A 17,868-nucleotide genomic window follows, 5' to 3' on the forward strand; every position below is an offset into this window, starting at 1 on the left:
GTGACTGCATCGTCGCACGTCGTCACCGATGGGCAAAGCGCGTGGACGGTTCCGGCCAGGGCCCCAACAGTCCAGGTCAGAGCCCTGTGGCCGCTCCGCGGGGTTCGGCAGAGTGGCGCGCATGTACCTCATCCACGTGGGCCTGCGCGCCCCGTCGGCGGAAGCTGCCCTTCCGCCACAAGCAGCCGATCTCGTGCGCGCCCAGGCGCCCGCCCACATCCCGGTGGAGCACGTCTCCGCCCACCCGCACGCGCAGCCGTCCCCCGTCCTCGGGGTCTACCTCCTCGCGGACGGCCTGGAGGAGGCGGAACACCGCGCGGAGGCGCTGTGCCGCCGTGCGACGAGGGCGGTCCCCGAGCTGAGCGGATGGTCGGTCGGCCGGGTCGGCGCGCCCTTGGTGACGGCGTACTACGAGCGGCTCCTGGAGGCCGCTTCCGGCCTTGCTGGCCGGATTGGTCCAGGGCCGTTTCCGTCCACCTGAAAGCCCTTCCATAGCCCCTGACCTGCGACGAAAGTAGTGATCGCCAGCAGGGAACAGCACACGGACCCGGCAGGCGAGACCGGAAGAGACGTCACCGCGGGACGCGAATCCGGACACCGAAACCGCTTCGCCCCAGCTCTCGCAAAAGGACCTCTGCCATGCTTCGCACCCGCTTCGCCCAGGCCGCCGCGGTCACCACCTTCGCCCTCGCCGCCCTCGCCCCGGTAGCGGCCTCCCAGCTGACCGCCGCCCACACCGCCCACACCACCGCCACCACCGTGTGGGAGACGGCCCCGGCCGGCAAGTCCACCACCGTCTGGGAGTAACACCCCTTCCGGGCAGACCGCTTGCGCCACCGCTTGCCCCACCGCTCCACCCGGCGCCCCGTGCCACCCGCCTGACAGCTGCTCCTGCAGGGCAGCCGTCCGCGTGATCACGGCGCGACGCCCCCCCCGACTTCCGGCCTTCGCCAGGCCCCCGCCCGCGGTCACCGCAGCGCCCCCCGACTTCCGGCCTTCACCAGGCCCGCGCCTGCGGCCACCGCAGCGCCCCCACACTTCTCTCACCGCCCCGTCAGGAGCTTCGCCATGTCCCGCGCCCTCAAGGCCACCGCCATCCGCCTCACCTCCGCCTCCGCCCTGGCCGTCACCGTGCTCACCGCGGTCGGTGCCGCCCCCGCCAGCGCCTCGCCGCTGACCGACGGCATCTCGGCCACGGCCCGCGCCGAGAACGGCAACGGGGCCTGCGCCCACGGCGGGTACGTCGGCGGCCCCAACCAGTCCAGCAGCTGCTACGGCGGCACCACCACGGCCCACGCCTGGTGTGCGGACTTCGCCGGCTGGGTCTGGGCCCGCAACGGGGTCACCGGTCTGTCCACCCTGGACGACAGAGCGGCCAGCTTCATGGACTACGGCAAGAAGTACGGGACGATCTCCAGCACGCCGCACGTCGGTGACGCGGTCGTCTACAACTACAACGGCAGCGACTACGCCGACCACGTGGCCCTCGTCACCGCGGTCTCCGGCGGCTCGGTCACCATCACCGGCGGCAACCAGGGCGGCAGGCCCGGCCACGTCAGCACCAACTCCACCTCCTCCTACAGCGTCGGCTCGGCTCCCTGGGGCCAGCGGATCAGCGGCTACGTCTCGCCGGCCGGCAGCAACACCCCCACGCTCCCCAACCCGGCCACCCTGCCCGCCGGAACGCTGGTGAAGTCGCCGAACGGCCCGGACGTCAAGGTCATCATCAACGGTGCGGGCATCCCGGTCGCGGCATCCGACGTCACCCCGGACAAGTACGACCTGAGCAAGATCGTGCTGGTGGACGACACGGCCTTCCGGGCCCTGCCGAGCGCCCCCGCCTCCGGCACCGTGGTCCACGACCTGGCCGGCGGCGCCAACCGCTACGTGATCATCGACGGCACGGCGCTGCTGATCGGAGCCGAGGACTGGACCGCGGCCGGCTACAACACCCGTGCCGACATGGGGGTTCCCACCGCCTGGCTGCAGAACGCCGCGCAGCGGCAGCTGACGACCGGCATCGTGGTGATGGACCAGACCGGCAAGGACCCGAAGCGTTACGTGATGGTCGACGGCGCGGCCCTTTACATCTCGGGCACTGAGTGGACCGCCGACGAGTACAACACGCAGACGCTGATGGGCGTTCCGGGCGAGTGGCTGAAGGCCGCGGCGAAGAAGGTCCCCTCGACCGGCACCGTCCTGATGGACCAGTCGGGCACCGACCCGTCCCGCTACGTGATGCTGAACGGAGCGGCGCTGCACATCTCGGCCGCCGAGTGGACCGCCAACGGATACGACAAGCGTTCCCTGATGGGTGTCCCCGGCGGCTGGCTGGCCTCGACGGTGGCCACCCAGGTCTCCAACGGCACGATCGTGAAGGACGCCTCGGGCGCCGACTCGACGGTCTACGTGATGGCGGGCGGGGTCGCGGTCCCGCTGACCTATGCGGACTTCACGGCCTTCGGCTACGACAAGCGTCCGCTGGAGGGTGCGCCGGGCGAGTGGCTGCGGTCCGCCGCCGCGAAGGCCGCCCCGGCCGACGGCACGATGCTGCTGTCGCCCGACAGCAACACCGTCTGGCAGGTCACCGCCGGCAAGAAGAAGGCGATGACCGCCGACCAGTTCGGCGAGGGCAAGCTCAGCTTCAACGACGTGGTCAGCGTCCCGAGCGCCTTCACGGCGAAGTTCCCCACGGTCTGACCGGGACACGCAAGAGCCCGGCCCGCACTCCCTCGGGAGCGCGGGCCGGGCTCCGGCCGTCAGCCCTTGCTGACCGCCGTCAGGATCTCGGGGATGCGGCGGGCCGCCAGGGGGGCCGCCAGGCGCAGGCCCGCCCAGGCCGCCAGGGCGGCCCATACGATGCCCAGCGGCAGGACCGTCCAGGCGAGGGACTGCTGTTCCGGGGTGGTGGCGAAGTAGACCGTCACCGTGATCACCGGGGCGCAGATCACCGCCGAAGCGAGCATGCCGCCGAAGATGCTCAGCCAGGCGAGCCCGGCCTGGCCCGGCGCCACGTTCTTGAACGCGCCGTCCGTGGGGATCGAGTACGGGAAACGGACCGAGGCCAGCGCGCCCGTGCACAGCATCGCGCCCAGCAGGGCCAGCGCCAGGCCCAGGGCCGCGGGGAAGTAGGACCAGTTGCCGACCAGCCCGGCGGTGACCGCCGTGACCAGGACCGTGTACGGGACGGTGACCAGGGCCAGCGCCCCGGCGCGGGCCCGCATCTCCACGAAGACGTCGCGCGGGCTCGACAGGGTCTGCGCGACCATCCAGAACGCGGAGGTGTCCTGCCCGAACTGGTTGTACATCTGGATGCCGAGCATGCCCGAGCCGAAACAGGCGAGGTAGAGCGAGCCGGTCCCCTGGAGGGCGTTGAACACCGGCACGATCAGGCCCACGGCCAGCGCCGTCACCCAGGCCGACTTCGTCTTCGGGTCGCGCAGCACGTACCGCAGGGTGCGCTGCATCGCGGCGCCCGTGCGGCCGCCGGGCAGCAGGGCCCAGAAGCCCGTGCCGGCCTCGCGGTCCTTGCGCGGCGCGGCGGCCGCGAGGGTCGAACCGTCCGGAGTGACCATCAGCTTGGTCAGGCTGCGCTCCCAGAACCACACGAGCCCGGCCAGGGCGGTGAGCGTGATCACCAGCTGGGCAGCGGCGACCGCGTAGTCGCCCTTGCTCGCTGAGTCCACCATGCCCACCGCCGTCGCGGGCGGCAGCCAGCGGACCACCGCCTCCGCCGGCTCCAGGTGGGCCAGTCCGCCCGGCTGGAACAGGCGCTGACTGGCGAAGTTGGCCACCTGGGCGCCGATCGCGATCAGCAGGCCGCTGAGCAGCGCGAGGTCACGGCCCTTGCGGCTGGACAGCAACCGTACGTTGGCGGTGGCCACGGCCCGCGCCAGGCTCACGTAGAACAGCAGCAGCAGCGGAACGGCGAGGACGGCGAACACCGTCCCGGCCGCGTCCCGCGCGACCGCCACCACCGAGCCGACGGCCAGGCAGAGCGTGAACAGGGGCCCGATGCCGACCAGCGAGGACGCCAGCAGGGCCCGGACGAGCGGACGCGGGCGCAGCGGCAGCATCACCAGCCGGCTCGGGTCGAGAGTCTCGTCACCGCTCGGAAAGAACAGCGGCATGAAGCTCCAGGTCAGCGCCAGGATCGCCGCGAGGATCACGACGACCGTCCCCGCATGCGCGTTGCCGTGCAGCAGGGCCAGCCCCAGCGTGACGAAGAAGCCCACCACCAACGCCAGCGCGAGGGTGCCGAACCAGGCCGCCTTGCGCTTCGAGGAGCCCTTCAGCCCGTTCTTGAGCAGCGACAGCTTGAGACGGACGAAGAGCCGCGTCAGGGAGGGGGCCGGGGCGGCGGTGACGGGTGCCGTCGGGGCGGCCGCGGTGACCGGGGCGCTCATCGGCCGCCGCCCAGCCAGTCCAGGGACTCGCCCGCGGCGCGGTCCTGCGCCCCGACGAGTTCCAGGAACGCGTTCTGGAGGGAGGGCGCGTCACCCCGTACGTCCGCCAGCGGGCCCGCGGCGCGGATGTGGCCGCCGGCCATGACGGCCACCCAGTCGCACAGCGACTCGACGAGCTCCATCACGTGGGAGGAGAACACGACGGTGGCACCGGAGGCGGTGTAACGTTCCAGCACTCCGCGGATCGTCTGCGCGGACACCGGGTCGACACCCTCGAACGGCTCGTCCAGGAAAAGGACTTCCGGGTTGTGGAGCAACGCGGCCGCCAGGCCGATCTTCTTGCGCATGCCGGTCGAGTAGTCCACGACCAGCTTGTGCTGCGAGCCGGCGAGGTCCAGCACGTCCAGCAGCTGCGTCGCCCGCTTGTCCGTCTCCTCGCCCGGCAGACCGCGCAGCCGGCCCATGTAGCCGAGCAGTTCCCGGCCGGAGAGCCGCTCGAAGAGCCGCAGGCCCTCCGGCAGGACGCCGATCCGCGACTTCACCTCGACCGGGTCGGCCCAGACGTCGTGCCCTGCGACGAACACCCGTCCCATGTCGGGGCGCAGCAGTCCGGTCACCATCGACAGCGTGGTCGTCTTGCCCGCGCCGTTCGGTCCGACGAGCCCGATGAACCGGCCCGCCGGGATCTCCAGGTCGATACCGGCCACGGCCACTTGCTCGCCGAACCGCTTCCACAGCCCCTCTATCCGCACGGCGGCGGGCGGCGCGGATCGCACGCCACCCGCTGAGCCGCCCGTCATGCCCGTCGTCGCATCACCCTGGTCCGGCATGCGCCTGCCTCTCGTTCTGATCCCCGTGGTCGTACTTTCCTCACCATATGAGGAGGGAACGAGTCGGCAGCAGTTACTTATGTCATGAACTCAAGACAGCGTGAGTTCGCAGGGCGTGGTTCCCGGAGGACGTGGTTCTCGCAGGGCGCGGGCCCGGAGGTCGTGGGCTCAGGCGCTCTGCCCGGCGCGGGCCGCGGCCGCCTGGCTGCCGCAGGTGTAGGCGAGCGCGTCGATCAGCTCCTCCGTGTCCGGCAGCCACCGGTTCGCCGGAGTGGGCCTGCGCGCCCACTGCACCGGGCCGCGGCCGCCGAGGCGGGTGGGCGGCGCGGCGACGTACTCGCCCTCGCCCCGCGCGATCATGTCGATCGCGGGCGCCGACCAGCCCAGCTTCCGTACGAGGTCCGGCACCTTCGCCCCGGCTCCGGGCAGGACGAAGAACAGCATCCGGTGGTCCGGGGTGAGGGTGACCGGGCCGAGGGTGCGCTGCATCCGCTCCAGTCGGGCCACGGCGTGGATCCCGGCGGCCGACGGCACGTCGATGGCGTCGAAGGTCCGGCCGGTCGGCAGCAGGATGGAGGCGCGCGGCTGCTTCGCCCAGATCCGGCGCACCTGCACCGCGCTGCCGGTGGCCAGCGCCGCCCAGTCCTCCACCGCCGGGTGCGCGCCGGGCGCCGTACAGTCGAGGTCCCCGCAGGAGCACACCTCGCGGCCGTCGCCGGCCTCCAGCCAGGTGCCCGCGAAGACGTCCCAGTGCCGTTCTTCCGCGTACCGCACGGCATGGTCCAGCAGCTGCTCGCCGCGCTGCTTGGGGATGGCTGCGGTCTCCGTGACTCCGATGGTCTCTTCCACGCCCATCACAACTGCCGCACCCACCGGGGGTTACGGGCGTAAACCGGCCCGTGGGCGGAGCATCGATCCTGCAAATGGGGCGCACGGAAGCACGTGCGGGGGCGCGTAGGAGCCCGGAGCGCGGTCCGTGGGTAGCGACACCACGCAGAGACGAAGATTCTCCGCACATCAGGCGGGAAGTGATCATTCCATCGCTCTCCCGCGGCTTCAGGGGGTTTTCATGGCAGCCAGGCCTCTCCTCGCCCGCCAGCCGAACGAACGGCTGCAGGCGCTCATCCAGGAAGCCGGGTGCTCCAATGCCGGGCTCGCCCGGCGCGTGAACATGTGCGGGGCCGAGCACGGCCTCGATCTGCGCTACGACAAGACGTCCGTGGCCCGTTGGCTGCGCGGCCAGCAGCCGCGCGGCCGGGCGCCCGGCATCATCGCCGAGGCGATCGGCCGCAAACTCGGCCGGACCGTCACCATCGACGAGATCGGCATGGCCAACGGCAAGAACCTCGCCTCCGGCGTCGGCCTGCAGTTCTCCCCGACCGTCATCGGCGCCATCGAGCAGGTCAGCGAGCTGTGGCGGAGCGACGTCGGCCGCCGCGACTTCCTCTCCGGCTCCAGCGTGGCCGCCTCCGCCCTCGTCGAACCCAGCCGTGACTGGCTGATCACCGGCGCCGACCCGCAGGTGGCCCGCAACAGCGGCTCGCGCGTCGGGATGCCCGACGTCGAAGCGGTACGGGCCACCACCGAGGCCCTCAAGGAACTCGACCACCGCTTCGGCAGCGGGCACGTGCGCCCGGTGGTGGTGCACTACCTCAACTCCGTGGTGTCGGGGCTGATCGGGGGCTCCTACCGGGAGCCGGTCGGGCGGGCGCTGTTCGCGGCCGTGGCCCGGCTGACGGAACTGGCGGGCTACATGGCGGTGGACACGGGCCAGCCGGGCCTGGCCCAGCGCTACTACATCCAGGCGCTACGGCTGGCCCAGGCGGCCGGTGACCGCGCGTACGGCGGCTACGTCCTGGCCGCGTCCATGAGCCACCTCGCCGCCGAACTCGGCAACCCCAGGGAGATCGCGCAGCTGGCTCGGGCCGCGCAGGAGGGCACGCGCGGGCAGGTCACCCCGAGGGTGGAGGCCATGTTCTACGCCGCCGAGGCGCGCGGGCACGCGCTGCTGGGCGACGCCCGGGCCACGGCGGTGCTGTCGGGGCGGGCGGTGACCGCGCTGGAGCGGGCCGAGCCGGAGGCGGGCGACGACCCGGTGTGGATCCGCCACTTCGACCGGGCCTACCTCGCGGACGAACTGGCCCACTGCCACCGGGACCTCGGCCAGGCCGACGCGGCGGCCAGGCGGGCCGAGGAGGCGCTGCGGGGCCTGCCCGGGACCAAGGCGCGGCGCCGGGCGATCGGTCTGCTGCTGCTGGCGGCGGCGCAGGTCCAGCAGCGGGAGGTGGAGCAGGCGTGCCAGACGGCGTCGAAGGCCGCCGACCTGCTGGACTCCCTGCGGACCCGGCGCGGGGCGGAGTACCTGGAGGACTTCCGGACCCGGCTGGAGCCGTACCGCGAGGAGGCGGCGGTGCGGGAGTTCGTGGCCCGGCTGGAGGTGGCGGCGGCCTGAGGCGGGGGGCGGAGCTCCGGGCGGGACTGACGGGGGCGGCCGGTGACCGGGTAGCGTGGGCCGACGGTTCCGTACGTTGCGGGCAGGTCGGTGAAGGAGTTCCCGGGTGACGGAGAGCGGACAGGGGAGCGGCCAGGGGGCCGCCCCGCAGGCCGGTGCGCCGTGGGGCCGCGACCCGGGGTACGGGTCGCAGGAACCCGGGTCCCGGTCGCAGCCGGACGGCCCTCCCGCGCCCGGTCACGGGGCGCAGCGGGACGGCGCGCAGCAGCCGGAGCACCACCCTGGCGGGTACGGGGCGCAGGAGCCCCGCACGCCGGGCGGCCCGGCCTATGGCTACCCGGCGCAGGCCCCGCCGGGGCACGCGCCCCAGCCGGGGTACGGGTACCCACCGGCGGGGCACGTGGTCGGCCCGGGGTTCGAGGGTCCGGGGGACCCGCACGGCTACGGGTACCCACCGCTGCCCGAGGCGGTGACCCAGTACATCCCGCCCATACCGGGCACACCGGGCCCGGTCGAGGCCGCCACCCAGTACATCGCGCCGGTCCCGGGTCCTCATGAGGCGGCGACGCAGTACATCGCGCCGGTCGTGGACGGGCCCGCCCACCACGAGGCCGCCACCCAGTACATCGCGCCGGTCCCGGGTCCTCATGAGGCGGCGACGCAGTACATCGCGCCGGTGCCGGGCCCTCATGAGGCGGCGACGCAGTACATCGCGCCGGTCGTGGACGGGCCCGCCCACCACGAGGCCGCCACCCAGTACATCGCGCCGGTCCCGGGCCCTCACGAGGCGGCCACCCAGTACATCCCGCCGGTGCCGGCGGCACCCTCCGACTCCGGCGTGCAGGGCTTCGACGGCCTGTTCCGCAGCGACGACACCGTCGGCCACACCCAGCAGCTCCCGCCGGTCCAGGAGCCCGTGCTGCGCCGGGCCCCGCGCCCGCGGGGCCCCGCAGGACCTCCCGCGGGACCCGTACCGCCCCGGCAGCAGTACGCACCCGCGCCGCCCCCGCCGCCTCCCGCGCCACCGCGCAAGGTCTCGGCCGGGGTCATAGCCGCCGCGGTCATCGGCCTCGCCGTGGCCGGGCTCGGCGTCGGCTCGCTGCTCGCCGACGGCGGCGGCAAGGCCGCCAACAGCGACCCCGGCGCGGCGGTCCCCGCCCCGACCGGCTCCACCGAGACCGCGGCCGACGACGCCCAGGTGGACCCGGCCCGCCCGCAGGCCGTCCAGCTCGACAAGGTGCTCGCGGACAGCAACGGCAGCCGGGCGGCGGTGATCAAGGCCGTCGACGACATCAAGAGCTGCCGCAACCTCGACCAGGCGGCCCTGGAGCTGCGGGACGCCGCCCGCCAGCGCGAGGAACTGGTCACCCGGCTCCAGGAATTGAAGATGGACGAGCTCCCGGACCACGTGAAGCTGTCCGCCGCCCTGACCAAGGCCTGGAAGTCCTCGGCGGCCGCCGACCGCGGCTACGCGAGCTGGGCGGACGACGTGGCGCACGACAAGGGCGGGTGCAAGGACGGCAAGGCCAAGTCCACCGACCACGCGGCCGACGGCAACAAGTCCAGCGGTGAGGCGACGCGGGCCAAGGAGTCCGCCGCGACGATGTGGAACTCGATCGCGGCCAAGTACGGCCTCACCCGCCGGGACAAGACCGAGCTGTGACCCCCCGGCGCCCGGGCCCTACGCCGCGCGGGGCGCCGCCTCCAGGGTCGGCGTCATGTCCTGGGACTCCTCGCCCGGCTGCGCGACGAGGCGTCCCTGCTGGACGACCTGGAACGTGACCCGCCCGTTGGAGATGCGCGGGAAACCGGCGACGGCCCGTACGTCCTGGTCCCGCCAGCTGAGTTCGGGGGTGAGGCCGCCGGTCTGGACGCCCGCGGTCTGATTGAGGGCCTTGGCGATCTTGCGCGCGGTCACGTCCTCGTCGGCCTTGAGGCGGCCGACGACCTCGCTCAGCACGGTGTACGCGATCCAGGTGGTCTGCGTTCCGCTGTCGTCGGGGTCCACGGTGTCGTCGCCGAAGGCCTGTTCGGAGATCACCTTGCGCATCGGCCCCCACAGCGGGTCGCCCGACACCGGGTACCAGCTGGTGAGGTACGCGCCCTCGAAGGGGCTCTCCCGGCCGCCGGTGCGGTCGACCAGCGCCTGGCTGACGCTGCCGAGGACGGAGGCGATCTGCGGCTTCTTGTGCTTCTCGTCGGTCCGGCGGAAGGCGTCGAGGAAGGTCTCCGTGCGCTCGCCGAGCACCGCCGTCACGCAGCCGCGGTCCTTGGCGGCGGGACCGGTGGCGTCGGTCAGCGCCTCCCGGGCCTCGGGCGTGTAGTCGGCGCCGTCCTCGGCCGCCCGTATGTCGGCGGCGTCCGCCGCCTTGTTGGCCCGCAGCCCCGCGTTGAGCAGTACGGGCATGGCGTCGCCCGCGAGCGTGTCGGGCCGGACCAGTGCGACTTGGCTGCACGTCTTGGCCAGCTGGTGTCCGGCGCCGGCCAGGAGCACGGGCTGGCCGCCGTTGACGGGGTAGGAGAGGGTGCTCTCGAACTCCTCGGAGGAGACCCCGTACCCGCCGATGAAGGGGATGCCCTCGGCCTCCAGGGGCGCCATGAAGGCGCGGCCGTGCTGGCTGTACGAGCCGACGACCGCGACGGCCTTCTGGGCGATCGCCTCGCGCGCGCAGTCGGCGGCGCCGGTGGGGGTGTTCTTCTCGTTGCAGGTCAGGACGCGCAGCTTGTGGCCCCTGATGCCGCCCCGGGCGTTCACCCAGCGTTCGTACGCCTTCGCCATGCCGGGCATGCCGGGCATGTTGGTCGCCTGCGTTCCGATGGGGGCGAAGGTCATCACGGTGATGGTGTCCCCGGGGCCCCCCGAGCCCCCGGGGACCAGCCCGCATCCGGCGACGAGACACGCACCCATCGCCGTGGCCAGGAAGGTGCGGGAGAAGGAGGTCGTGCGTCGCCGGTCGGTCATGTCCATGCACCATTCCGCCCCCCGGGGAACGCGAGCATGAGGTGTACACAACATTCGGTGACGGGGAGGTGAATTGCGGGGGCCGGGTCGCGCACAGGTGCTTCAAGATCGCGCCACGGGGGAACGTACGATCGAAAGCGTGACATTCGCCCAAGGTTCGAAGAACTCTTCCCGCCGCGGCGGCCGCTCCTCCACCATGGGCGGCATGCCCCTCAACGACATGCCGTGGTGGCGCTGGCGCAGCAACGTGCGCTCGGCGCTGCACATGCTCTCCGACCCGGTGTTCCAGGAGGAGGTCTGGCAGGCCGGCGTCGAAGGGTACGGGGACGTCACCGACGCCGTGTACCGGCTCGTCGAGGACACCTGGCTCGACAGCTGGTCGGCGGAGAAGTACGTCGGCACGATCTTCCGCGACTCCGGTGAGGCGGCCCTCGTGGACCTCGCGGTCCTGCGCGTGCTGCGCATCCTGCACCAGGTCGGCCCGGACGCGCCCGTCTCCGCGTACCTGGAGCACCACGCATGGCCGGAGGCGGTGCGCGCAGCGCGCGAGGCGCACGTACGGCTCGCGACGGCGGACGGGGAAGATCCGGACGCCGCGCCCAGCTCGATCGAAGTGCTGAGGATCCTCACCCGCGCGGTGTGAAAGGCTTTGCCGTCATGAACGATGACCCGCAGCGCCAGGCGCAGCCGCAGCAGTACGTCCTGACCCTCTCCTGCCCGGATAAAAAGGGCATTGTGCACGCCGTGTCCAGCTACCTCTTCATGACCGGATGCAACATCGAGGACAGCCGGCAGTTCGGCGACCGCGACACGGGCCTGTTCTTCATGCGGGTGCACTTCGAGGCGGATGCGCCGCTCACCGTGGAGAAGCTGCGGGCCAGCTTCGCCGCGATCGGGGACTCCTTCGAGATGGACTGGCAGATCCACCGCTCGGACGAGCGGATGCGGATCGTGCTGATGGTGTCGAAGTTCGGGCACTGCTTGAACGACCTGCTGTTCCGGTCGCGGATCGGGGCGCTGCCGGTGGAGATCGCGGCGGTGGTCTCGAACCACACCGACTTCGCGGAGCTGGTCGGCTCGTACGACATCCCGTTCGTGCACATCCCGGTGACCAAGGACACCAAGGCGGACGCCGAGGCGGAACTGCTGGAGCTGGTGCGGGCGCAGAACGTCGAGCTGGTGGTGCTGGCGCGGTACATGCAGGTGCTGTCGGACACCCTGTGCAGGGAGCTGAGCGGGCGGATCATCAACATCCACCACTCCTTCCTGCCGAGCTTCAAGGGCGCGAAGCCGTACCACCAGGCGCACGCGCGGGGCGTGAAGCTGATCGGCGCGACCGCGCACTACGTGACGGCCGACCTCGACGAGGGGCCGATCATCGAGCAGGAGGTCGAGCGGGTGGGCCACGAGGTGACCCCGGAACAGCTGGTGGCGATCGGCCGGGACGTGGAGTGCCAGGCCCTGGCCCGCGCCGTGAAGTGGCACAGCGAGCACCGCGTGCTGCTGAACGGCACGCGGACGGTCGTCTTCGCCTGACCCGCCGCGGGGGCCCCATCGGCCGCGGGGGCCCCACCGGCTGGTGGGGCCCCCGCCCGCCGGGGCGGGGCCCCTACAGCCGGCTGAGGGAGGCCGCCGCGAAGAGGACGTCGCGGATGGCCTCGCGGTCGCCGTGCTGGCCCGCCGCCGCTTCCTCCGGGAAGATGTGACCGGCGGCCAGCTGGCAGAATTCCAGGCCGTCCAGGGCGATCTCCGCCACCGTGTGGTCCGACGACGGCTTCGCCGCCGGGGAATCCAGCGCGATGTCCCAACCGCCGCCGCCCGCACCCTCGATCTCCAGGTGCAGGGTCCGCCCCGGGGCGCCCGCCGCGACCAGTCCGCGCGCCGGTCCCGCCAGACCCGCGCGGCGCCGTTCGGCCAGCGCCGCCGGCAGCAGGCGCGCCGCCAGGTCGATCATGCGGTGCAGGTGCGGTCCGGACGGCGGCTCGTACGGGTAGTCCACCGCCTCCGCGATGTCCCACGCGTGCACCCAGCACTCGAAGGCACGCTCCAGGAACGCGTCGCCCAGCGGCAGGGCGAAGCCGCCGTAGTCGACCGCCAGCTCGGCCACCCCGTGGCCCGCGAAGGACACCGTCCGGACCAGGGTGTGGCCCTGCTCCCGCCACGGCTCGCGGACCTGCCGGGTGGCCGGGTGCCGCTCCGAGTCCCAGAAGAACTCAGTGCGCCGCGTCGTACCGCCGGGCGGTGCCTGCGCGCCCAGCGGGTCGTCCAGTCCGAGCGCCGTCGCGACGAGCCCGTCCACCGTCAGGAGGTGGCCGATGACGCCGGCCACGGTGGTGTCCCGCGACCGGCTCCGCTCCTCCTGGAACCACTTGAGCTGTACGGGCGTGTGCCACTCGGCGTCCCCGAAGTCCCGCAGCAGGGCGTCGAGCCGGGCGGTCTCCGTGTCGTACGGGGTCGCCCACGCCGGGACGGGGATGCGGGCCGGGCGCTTGCCCAGGCAGTCCTCCAGCACCCGCGAGCGCAGCAGCGGTTTGAGGTCGAGGCTCTCCTCCGGGTGCAGCAGCCCGACCGCGTCCCGCAGACGCAGCGCCTCCTCCGCGCAGGGCGCGCACTCGGTGAGGTGGTCCTCCACCGCCTGGGTCTCCTCGGCGGAGCAGGCGGCCAGCGCCCACGCACCGAGCAGGGATTTCAGTACGGCGTGCGTGGGCGGCGGCTCGGGGGCGTGTTGCGGCACGGGCGCGGGCTGCGGCGTGGGCCGGGGGTCCGGCAGCGGGTCGAGGTCGTCGGCGGCCCCGCGCGGGCCCGGTATCCGGGCCGCACCGCCCACGGGCCGCTCGTAACCGTCGTCGGGCACGTCTTCGGCGGGGCCGGTCATCGGGGCGTTCCATATCCGGGCGGGCCGTATCCGGGCGGGGCGGTGTCCTCCCGCGGGAGGGCGTTGGCGGTCGACAGCAGCTGGAGCCCGAGGCGCAGCCGGCGCCGCGCCTCGTCCTCGCTGATGTGGAGGTCGGCGGCGGCCTGCCGGTAGTCGCGCCGCTTGAAGTACGCGAGTTCCAGCGCGGAGCGCAGCGGCGCGGGCATGGAGGTGACGATGTAGTCCGCCCGGGCGGCGGCGTTGGCGCTGCGCACCTTCTGCTCCAGCTCCTCGCGGGAACCGCGGCCCAGTTCTGCCTGGCGCAGCCGGGCCACGGCCTGGCCCTGGGTGATCCGGGCGACCCAGGAACGCAGGGAGCCCTGCTTGGGGTCGTAGGCGTCCGGGTTCTCCCAGATGTACCCGAACACCTCGCGGGTGATCCGGTCCGCGGCCGTCTCGTCGCCCAGCACCCGGTGCGCGAGGCTGTGCACGAGCGAGGCGAAGCGGTCGTACAGCTCCCCGAGCGCGGCGGCCTCACCGCGGGCGAGGCGCTGCTGCATGCGGCGGTCCCAGCGCGGTGGTACGTCCTTCGGCATAGTGCCCCCAGCCCCGGCCGTGTGTCGACCCGTCGAATGTAGTCGGCACATGGCGGGATGCGCCCGTCTTCACCGAAAGCCCACCCCCGGAGCGTGCCTGTCGTGGTACGGCCACTACCCGCCCCGGGGCCGGAACATGACACCCGCATAGGCACATCAGTACGCGCCCTGCCGCGCTTCCCGTGCGCGGGTTCGATGCGGCCATCTCCCGGACGGCTCGGCTTAACGCGCGGGCCACCGAGGCCGTACGCTCCTGCCTTGTCTTGAACTGCACCTCAAACTGCACCCACACGCACATGTGAAGGCGGAACGCCGAATATGGACAGCGCAGAGTACGAGCGCAAGATCGCCTCCCGATTCGCCACCTTCGACCAGGACGGGTCCGGATTCATCGACCGCGAGGATTTCAGCGTGGCCGCGCGGGCCGTGCTGGCCGAATTCGGCGTCCGCGCCCGGTCGGACAAGGGCCAGGCCGTCTTCGCGGGCGCCGAGGCGTTCTGGCAGGGCATGGCCGGGATCGCCGACGTCGACGGTGACCAGCGGGTGTCGCGCGAGGAGTTCGTGACGGGTGCGGTCAAGCGGCTGCGGGACAACCCGGAGCGCTTTGCGGAGATCGCCCGGCCGTTCCTGCGCGCGGTGATCGCGGTGGCGTCCGAGGACGGCGCGGACCCGGGCGCCACCCCGGCGGCGGCGGCCCGCGTGCTGCGCGTCCTCGGCACCCCGCCGGAGCCGGCGTCCCAGATCGCCACGGCCCTCGACGCGGACGGCGACGGCCGCATCTCGGAGGACGAGATCCTCACGGCCTTCGCCGCCTACTGCGGCGTCGCCGCCCCGGATGCCTGACCCCGGACGGGGCGTCGTTTCACGAGGAACATCAGCCGCGACCCCGCTCCCCGGAGCGGGGTCGCGGCGATGACCGTGCGGGGGCCGTCCTCCGTTCGCGGGGGGCCGGGCGGCAGTGCTCCGGTTTGAGCAACTGCCGTACTCAGTGCGGCATTTGAGGCGCATTCGCGTGCCGGGGCGACGAAGATCGAAGATCTGAGGATCCGTTGAGCGGGAACGGTTTGTTCCGCTGGTTAGCTGAGTTTCGCAAGCCACCCCCCAACGTGAAGGGCTTCCGCTCAGCCATGTCCAAGGTCATAACCCCCCGCCGTACCGCAGCCGTTCTCGCCGTCGTCGCCGCCACCACGCTGATGGGTACCGCGAACGCCAGCGCCTCTCTCATCTCGCAGGACGGCATGCGCATCGCCGCCTACGAGAACAGCCTCAAGAACAGCACCGAGGAAGGCGCCGCCGACGCGCTGCGCGACTTCGACGCCCTGACCCACGACAAGCAGGTCAAGTTCCTCAACTACGCCGAGGACCCCGAGAACCTCAAGGCCCTGCTGGAAGAGGTCGCCGACGTCCCCACGGACGGCACGCCCTCGCACTCGCTCGTGAACCTCAAGGGCGGTGACGTGCAGATCGCCGCCGACAGCGACGCCACCTTCACCCCCGACGCGGGCGACGCCTCCGGGATCTCGGCCGCGGGCAAGCTGCACGCCGGCTGGTGGGACACCACCTACACCGTCCGCCAGAAGATCTTCGGCATCACCATCACCAAGCTCAGCGTGTGGGTGAACTACCACACCAACGGCTCCAAGATCGACCGCGTCGACCACGCCGACTGCGGCAAGCGCAACTTCAACGGCGCCGTCTCCATCGGCCACGGCGTCCCGAAGGCCCAGCTGGCCAGCGGCAACGCCATCGGCCAGGTCGTCTGGGAAGGCTCGATCATCTACAAGGGCTTCGGCGTCGAGATCGACAAGCGCCAGCAGGTCGTCGCCAACGCCTACGGGTTCAAGAGCGGCTACCTCAAGAACATCTAACGGCAAAGAGCGGCTACGAATCGAGACGGTGCGCGGCGGTTACCTGATTCGTCCCCCCACCAGGGAATCGCTTTCGCCGGTCTCCGAGATCCCTTGTCGGTCTCGGAGGCCGGCGGCGTGCTTTCACGCGTAGCGCTCGCGGAGTTTGTATTTGAGCACTTTGCGGAGGGCTTCGTTTCTGGGCAGCGCCTCGACCAGTTCCAGTTGTTCCGGGAGCTTGTGCGGGGAAAGGCCCTGGGAGCGCAGGTGGGCGGTGACCGCCGTCAGCGTCAACGGGGGTGCCGACGGCGGTTGCTCGACCACCGCGCAGACGCGTTCGCCGCGCTCGGGGTCCGGAAGGCCGATGACGGCGGCGTCGGTCACGTCCGGGAGCAGGTGGAGGAGGTCCTCGATCTCCTTCGCCGAGATGTTCTCGCCCTTGCGGATGATGACGTCCTTGCTGCGGCCGGTGAGGACCAGGTGCCCGTCCGGGGTGAGGTGGCCGAGGTCGCCGGTGATCAGGTAGCCGTCGGCGTCGAAGGCCTCCGCCGACAGGTCGGGGTCCAGGTAGCCCCGGCAGACCGCCTCGCCCCGCAGGCGGACCTCTCCGTCGGCGGACGGCGGGAGCGGGGTGCCGTCCGGGGCCGTGATGCGTATCGACATGCCCCGCGGCGGGCGGCCCTCGGTCGTCGCGAGGTTCTCGTCCGTGTCGTCCGGGTCCCCCATGGTGATCATCGGGACTTCGGTCATGCCGTAGCCGTGGGTGAGCCGGCAGCCCAGTTCGCGGACCACCGCGTGGTAGATCTCCGGCGGCTTCGGTGCGCCGCCGCCCGCCAGCAGGCGCAGGCTCGGGACGAGCTTCCCGTCGGGGTCCTTGCGCTGCTCGGTGAGGAACATCGAGTAGAAGGCGGTGGAGCCGCCGGCGATGGTGACGCCGTGGCGGCGGTACCCGTCCAGCGCGTCCGGCATCGCGAACTTCTCGAACAGCACCGCCGGGAACCCGTACAGCAGCAGCATCACGAGGTAGTCGGGGCCGCCTATGTGCGCGTACGGGAAGGCGATCGAGCCCACGTCCCCCGGCCCCGGCCGCAGGGCGTGCGCCAGGCAGGAGCCGCCCGCGATCAGGGACCGGTCGGTGTGCAGCACGCCCTTGGGGTCGGAGGTCGTGCCGGAGGTCCAGTAGATCCAGCGCACGTCCGTTCCGGAGGCGGGAGGCGCCGGCAGGCCGGCCGGGTCGCCGGCCGGGAGGTCCTCGTAGGCCTTGAAGACGCCCCGCGCCCCGAGCCGGGAGGCCATCGCCGCGTGGTCGAAGCCGCGCCACTCCCCGGGGACGGCGAAGAACTCCGCCTTCGACCCGCGCAGCGCGAAGCCGGCCTCGCGGTCGCGGTAGAAGGGGATGACGGGCGACTGGACGGCGCCGAGCCGGGCCAGCGCGAGCGAGAGCAGCACCGTCTCGATGCGGGTCGGCAGCTGCCAGGCGACGACCGTGCCCGGGCCGACGCCCATGCCGTGCAGGCCCGCCGCGACCCGCTCCGCGCGGTCGTGGAGCGCGCCGAACGTGAGGGTGCGGTCGTCGGCGGGGTCCGGGGCGGCCTCGATGAGCGCGGTGGCGGCGGGGGTGAGTGCGGCGCGGCGGGCGACGAGGTCCCAGAGGGTGCGGGAGTCCGCGAGGGTGCGGGCGGTCTCCGCTCCGGTCCCCGCCGCTGCCGCCGTCCCCGCCGCTGCCGCCGTCCCCGCCGCTGCCGCCGTCCCCGCTCCTGCTCCCGCCCCCGCGTCGTGGTCCGTCCTCGTCATCCCGGCCGCCTCCCCTTGGCTGACGATGTGTCAGATCTGGCGAGAGCGTAGGGCCCCGCCGCTTGCCGGTCCAGAGGTGGCGGGGCTAGCTTGTTTCTGACGGTCCATCAGATAGGGCGAGGGGACA

Annotated in this window: 16 protein-coding genes; 9 read left to right on the forward strand and 7 right to left on the reverse strand. The window is 72.5% G+C overall.

Features of this window, described 5'->3' with window-relative positions; translation table 11 throughout:
• The first annotated feature begins 121 nt into the window (after window positions 1-121).
• The 3 genes from OHA81_RS18020 to OHA81_RS18030 all read left to right on the forward strand — a co-directional run bounded on the left by OHA81_RS18020 (window position 122) and on the right by OHA81_RS18030 (window position 2,700).
• Entirely contained in the window at window positions 122-481 is a 360-nt protein-coding gene (locus OHA81_RS18020) for a hypothetical protein (RefSeq protein WP_329197215.1), read from the forward strand.
• 158 nt (window positions 482-639) lie between these two features.
• Window positions 640-807 carry a hypothetical protein gene (locus OHA81_RS18025; protein ID WP_329197217.1) on the forward strand — a complete coding sequence of 56 codons (168 nt, stop codon included), beginning with the start codon at window positions 640-642 and terminating at the stop codon, window positions 805-807.
• A 261-nt stretch (window positions 808-1,068) separates the two neighbouring features.
• Window positions 1,069-2,700 carry a CHAP domain-containing protein gene (locus tag OHA81_RS18030; RefSeq protein WP_329197219.1) on the forward strand — a complete coding sequence of 544 codons (1,632 nt, stop codon included), beginning with the start codon at window positions 1,069-1,071 and terminating at the stop codon, window positions 2,698-2,700.
• 59 nt (window positions 2,701-2,759) lie between these two features.
• Here OHA81_RS18030 and OHA81_RS18035 read toward each other — a convergent pair whose 3' ends face one another.
• The 3 genes from OHA81_RS18035 to OHA81_RS18045 form a co-directional block, all read right to left on the reverse strand.
• Window positions 2,760-4,406, reverse strand: a complete 1,647-nt coding sequence (locus OHA81_RS18035; RefSeq protein WP_329197221.1) for a transporter — start codon at window positions 4,404-4,406, stop codon at window positions 2,760-2,762.
• On the reverse strand, window positions 4,403-5,236 hold the full coding sequence (locus tag OHA81_RS18040) for an ABC transporter ATP-binding protein (RefSeq protein WP_443056572.1): 834 nt from the start codon (window positions 5,234-5,236) through the stop codon (window positions 4,403-4,405). Before OHA81_RS18040 ends, OHA81_RS18035 begins: the two co-directional genes overlap by 4 nt.
• Before the next feature lie 168 nt (window positions 5,237-5,404).
• Window positions 5,405-6,091 carry a bifunctional DNA primase/polymerase gene (locus tag OHA81_RS18045; protein WP_443056573.1) on the reverse strand — a complete coding sequence of 229 codons (687 nt, stop codon included), beginning with the start codon at window positions 6,089-6,091 and terminating at the stop codon, window positions 5,405-5,407.
• Window positions 6,092-6,305: 214 nt separating this feature from the next.
• Between OHA81_RS18045 and OHA81_RS18050 the strand changes: the two genes are divergently transcribed.
• On the forward strand, window positions 6,306-7,688 hold the full coding sequence (locus OHA81_RS18050) for a transcriptional regulator (protein ID WP_329197225.1): 1,383 nt from the start codon (window positions 6,306-6,308) through the stop codon (window positions 7,686-7,688).
• A gap of 106 nt (window positions 7,689-7,794) precedes the next feature.
• On the forward strand, window positions 7,795-9,351 hold the full coding sequence (locus tag OHA81_RS18055; protein ID WP_329197227.1) for a hypothetical protein: 1,557 nt from the start codon (window positions 7,795-7,797) through the stop codon (window positions 9,349-9,351).
• Window positions 9,352-9,369: 18 nt separating this feature from the next.
• Here the strand turns inward: OHA81_RS18055 and OHA81_RS18060 are convergent, their stop codons facing one another.
• Complete coding sequence (locus OHA81_RS18060; protein ID WP_329197229.1) at window positions 9,370-10,650, reverse strand: ABC transporter substrate-binding protein; 1,281 nt, start codon at window positions 10,648-10,650, stop codon at window positions 9,370-9,372.
• A 196-nt stretch (window positions 10,651-10,846) separates the two neighbouring features.
• Here OHA81_RS18060 and OHA81_RS18065 point away from each other — a divergent pair, with 196 nt between their 5' ends.
• The gene (locus OHA81_RS18065) at window positions 10,847-11,293 is read left to right on the forward strand and encodes an SCO4402 family protein (RefSeq protein ID WP_190183578.1); all 447 of its coding nucleotides are present in this window, start codon (window positions 10,847-10,849) and stop codon (window positions 11,291-11,293) included.
• Between the two features lie 14 nt (window positions 11,294-11,307).
• Window positions 11,308-12,186: a formyltetrahydrofolate deformylase gene (gene purU, locus OHA81_RS18070; RefSeq protein ID WP_329197230.1), complete on the forward strand. Its 879-nt coding sequence runs from the start codon at window positions 11,308-11,310 to the stop codon at window positions 12,184-12,186.
• Between the two features lie 73 nt (window positions 12,187-12,259).
• On the opposite strand, the gene OHA81_RS18075 is transcribed toward purU, so the two are convergent.
• Window positions 12,260-13,525: a maleylpyruvate isomerase N-terminal domain-containing protein gene (locus OHA81_RS18075; RefSeq protein ID WP_329197232.1), complete on the reverse strand. Its 1,266-nt coding sequence runs from the start codon at window positions 13,523-13,525 to the stop codon at window positions 12,260-12,262.
• On the reverse strand, window positions 13,522-14,100 hold the full coding sequence (locus tag OHA81_RS18080; protein WP_329197233.1) for a sigma-70 family RNA polymerase sigma factor: 579 nt from the start codon (window positions 14,098-14,100) through the stop codon (window positions 13,522-13,524). The genes OHA81_RS18075 and OHA81_RS18080 overlap by 4 nt, the downstream gene beginning before the upstream one ends.
• A gap of 318 nt (window positions 14,101-14,418) precedes the next feature.
• On the opposite strand from OHA81_RS18080, the gene OHA81_RS18085 reads away from it, so the two are divergent.
• A complete protein-coding gene (locus tag OHA81_RS18085) occupies window positions 14,419-14,943 on the forward strand; it encodes an EF-hand domain-containing protein (protein WP_329197235.1) in 525 nt (174 codons plus the stop codon).
• A 284-nt stretch (window positions 14,944-15,227) separates the two neighbouring features.
• Window positions 15,228-15,968 carry a hypothetical protein gene (locus tag OHA81_RS18090; RefSeq protein ID WP_329197237.1) on the forward strand — a complete coding sequence of 247 codons (741 nt, stop codon included), beginning with the start codon at window positions 15,228-15,230 and terminating at the stop codon, window positions 15,966-15,968.
• A 123-nt stretch (window positions 15,969-16,091) separates the two neighbouring features.
• On the opposite strand, the gene OHA81_RS18095 is transcribed toward OHA81_RS18090, so the two are convergent.
• Window positions 16,092-17,741 carry a class I adenylate-forming enzyme family protein gene (locus tag OHA81_RS18095; RefSeq protein WP_329197239.1) on the reverse strand — a complete coding sequence of 550 codons (1,650 nt, stop codon included), beginning with the start codon at window positions 17,739-17,741 and terminating at the stop codon, window positions 16,092-16,094.
• Between the last annotated feature and the right edge of the window lie 127 nt (window positions 17,742-17,868).

Source organism: Streptomyces sp. NBC_00667 (genome assembly GCF_036226825.1).
Lineage (GTDB): Bacteria > Actinomycetota > Actinomycetes > Streptomycetales > Streptomycetaceae > Streptomyces.